Source organism: Actinomadura sp. GC306, from assembly GCF_004348665.1.
In the GTDB taxonomy this organism is placed as follows: Bacteria; Actinomycetota; Actinomycetes; order Streptosporangiales; family Streptosporangiaceae; genus Spirillospora.
This window is the reverse complement of sequence record NZ_SMKM01000433.1, coordinates 1-3,250: the sequence shown is the minus strand read 5'-3', so window position 1 is coordinate 3,250 and position 3,250 is coordinate 1. Positions and strand designations below refer to the sequence as shown.

Below are 3,250 nucleotides of genomic sequence, written 5' to 3'. Positions count from 1 at the left end.
GGCCATTGGGGGGAGTTCATTGGAACGCTCCGTGCGGGTCAAGCGGGGTGCCTGATGAGATCAGACCAGAGTAGCGGGCAGAAGCTGGCGAAATGCTGGGGGATGGTAGGTATGACTCGGATGTACGTGCCGGGGACGGCGGCGGCGCGTGCGGAAGTCTCATATGGTTGCGGGGGAGAAGGAGGCAGGTGTCCGACACGAGCCGGCGACCCGTCGCCGAGCGCCGCGACGGCCCGCCCGGTCCGTCCGAGGCTGGGGTGACCCGATGAGCAGTGACCTGGTGGCGCTGGTGCGCCGCCGTCCGGACGTGCACGCCGTGGCGGACGGTCTGATCGCCCTGGGCGAGCCGCTGGAGCTGCGCGGCGGGGAACCGGAGCCGACCCTCCTGTTCGACGCGGAGGGCCGGCTGCTCGTCTCGATCGAGGACGCGGTGCAGGTGTCGGCGCACAGCGAGATCCGCCGGCTGCTCGGCGCCGAGTTCGCCGACCGCGTCACCGCCCCGATCTGGTGGGTGGACATCCGCGCCGCGGCCGACCTGCCCGACGCGGTGCGGGTGGCGCGCAGGTTCGCCGACTCGCTCGTGCACTGGGCCGGCGGGACCGTCTACCCGGACGGGGCGAGCGAGGCGCCGGCGCGCAGCTGGAAGGCGGCCCAGCAGGGCGGCGGGCCGGCGGTCGGGGTTCCCGGGCAGGACGGCGCCGCGTACCACGGCGGCGTCATCGGGGGCTGACGGTCACGCCCAGTCGCGGGTGAGCGGCAGGTCCCACGGGACGGTGTTCCATGGGCTGCGCGGCTCGGTGAGCAGGTTCTGGACGACCCGCTCGTACTCGGCCTGCGCCTTCCCGCCGCCGCCCGACCACAGCAGCCGCCCCTGCAGGTAGCAGGTGGCCATGTCGCGCCAGGACGCGTACCGGCGCTGGATGTCGACCGCCAGCGGCAGCATCCGCTCCCAGCAGTACTCCTCGGTCAGCCAGCCGACCATGTGGCCCCAGCGGTAGAGCATGAGGGCGCGCCCGTAGTCCCAGATGAGGAAGCGTTCGACGTTCGCGCGCAGCGCCGGGTCGGCGAGGAGCCGCAGGCGGTGCAGCTCCCCGGCCGCGTGGTCGCGGTCGTTGAACAGCTGGTGGAGGAACCGGGCGAGCTCGGCCCCCTCCTCACTGACGTCCGCGCCGGGCTCGTCGCGGAGCAGCCGCGGGACGAGCCGCGCGTACGAGCCGCCCTCGTCCCCGTACCGGACGCGGACCAGTGCGATCAGCCGCTCGACGAACGGCGGTTCGAGGTCGTCGCGGGCGATGAGGTCGCCGACCTCCCGCAGCAGCGCCCCGTACTCCTGCTGCGCGGCGGGCGGCCGGGCGGCGAGGGCGGAGTCGCGGGCGAACCCGGCGCGGTGCCCGTCCTGGACGAGCCAGTTGACGGAGCCGAGGAGCTGCTCCAGGTCGTAGGCGCCCCACGGGTCCCGGAGGAGTTCGTGGGCGGTGCGGCGGTCGGCGGCCGCGGCGGAGTCGCCGGGGGCGGTGCCGAGGCGGTCGACGAGGAAGCCGTTGACCGCGCCGTAGGGGGCGCCGGCCGCGATGATCCAGCGCTGCACGGGGGTGAGGCCGCCGCAGGCCGCGAGGTCCGGCGCGGAGATCAGTTCCCAGAGCCGCTTCTGGAACTCGGCGGCCTGGCGCTCCTCGCTGCCGAAGAACCCGGCGAGCTGCTTGCGCAGCGACGGGTGCCGGACGTAGAGGCGCCGGAAGAACCAGCCGTTCTTCCACACCAGGTGCTCGGGCCGCAGCTCGCCGAACGGCACCCGTTTGCGCCGGTGCACCAGAGCCCGCTCCGTGAACCGCAGCTCCACGTCCGCCCAGAGGCGGACCAGCGGGGTGTAGCGGACCAACAGGCTGCAGCCGAGCGTGCAGCCGAGCAGCCCGGCCCCGGGGGCCAGCAGCCAGCGCGCCTCGTCGGGAAGCCCGGCGAGGGACAGCACGGCCCCGGCGAGCAGCAGCGCGATGCCGCCGGTGCCGCAGGCCAGGAGCCAGGTGGTCGCCTGGACGGGGGCGCCTTCGATCCGCAGGACCGCCGCGTCGCCGTCGTACTCGAACGACCCTTGGGCGAGTGTCCCCTCGACGGCCCGCTCAAGCGCGTCGAGCTGACCGGCCTGTCCCATGGGCAGGACCGTACATCATCCCCCACGTGTAGATCATCCGCCGGTTTTCGCGGAACGCCCGCGTACCGGGCGGCGGTGCCGCCGGGTCAGGCCGGCTGGAGGTGCTGCATGAGGTGGCTGTGCCGCTGCCAGCCGTCCTGGGAGCGGCCGTCTCCGAGGGGGAAGAACGTCAGCGGGGCGTTCGGCGGGCCGACCGGCTGCCCGGGGATGCCGTTCGGCCCGGTGACCGTCCCGGCGACGGCCAGCGCGACCGGGGCGGGCGCGCCCGTCCAGCGGGGCTCGGTGGTGAGGTCGGCGCGGCCCGGGGTGAGCTGGACGAACAGCGACGCGATCGGCTGGTCGGCGGCCAGCGCGCCGACGAGCGCCGGGAGGTGCTGCAGGGGCGGCGGGTCCTCCGGCATGTAGCCGATGGTGACGGTGCTGACCTCCCCGACGGCGCCCCCGGTGCTCGTGGTGAAGTCGCAGATCGCCTGGGCGGGCCGCGGGCCGTCGCCGACGACGAAGAGCCGCGCGGTCGAACGTCCCCGCGCGTACTCGGTGAACCGGTCGCGGCGCCACGGGTGCTCCAGCGGCTCGGCCGGTCCGAGCGCGCCGGGGGGCTTGCCGGTGAGCAGCTGCAGGAGGCGCTCGACGGGCCCGCCCAGGTCGCCCTCGGCGCCGTGCCTGGTGCGGTAGACGAGGGTGAGCTGCGCGCCGATGGGGACGCTCGGCCGGGTGGTGAACCCGGGCGCGTAGTCACGGGCCTCGGGCACGGGGACGAACGACCCGCCGCCCCATTTCAGCGGCCGTCCGGTCAGGCCCTCGTAGTAGCCGTCGCCGTGCCGGACGACCCACTGCACGTCGTTGCCCGACGCGGCGGTGCGCAGGGGGAGCGACAGCCGGGAGTCCAGGGGGGTGACCAGCTGCAGGGTGCGGCCGCCGGCGACGCAGTCGCCGAGGGCCTTGTTCAGCCAGGCGCTCAGCGGCACCAGGGGCCGGTCCTGCAGCACGACCATGGCCTGGTCGGTCAGCGCGTCTACAGTGCTCATCTCCCGGGGATTGTAGCCATCGCGGTCATGCCGGGCGGTCGCGGCGGAGGCGGGAGCGGAGACGGGGCGGAGG

3 protein-coding genes are annotated in these 3,250 nt (G+C 74.6%); 1 reads left to right on the top strand and 2 read right to left on the bottom strand.

Going from position 1 to position 3,250, the window contains the following annotated elements:
• The first annotated feature begins 265 nt into the window (after positions 1 to 265).
• Positions 266 to 730: a hypothetical protein gene (locus E1200_RS32225; protein WP_243709019.1), complete on the top strand. Its 465-nt coding sequence runs from the start codon at positions 266 to 268 to the stop codon at positions 728 to 730.
• Positions 731 to 733: 3 nt separating this feature from the next.
• Here the strand turns inward: E1200_RS32225 and E1200_RS32220 are convergent, their stop codons facing one another.
• Positions 734 to 2,149, bottom strand: coding sequence for a DUF1266 domain-containing protein (locus E1200_RS32220; protein ID WP_131956285.1), 1,416 nt, complete (start codon positions 2,147 to 2,149; stop codon positions 734 to 736).
• Positions 2,150 to 2,235: 86 nt separating this feature from the next.
• Positions 2,236 to 3,177, bottom strand: coding sequence for a DUF6177 family protein (locus E1200_RS32215; RefSeq protein ID WP_243709018.1), 942 nt, complete (start codon positions 3,175 to 3,177; stop codon positions 2,236 to 2,238).
• Positions 3,178 to 3,250 lie beyond the last annotated feature (73 nt).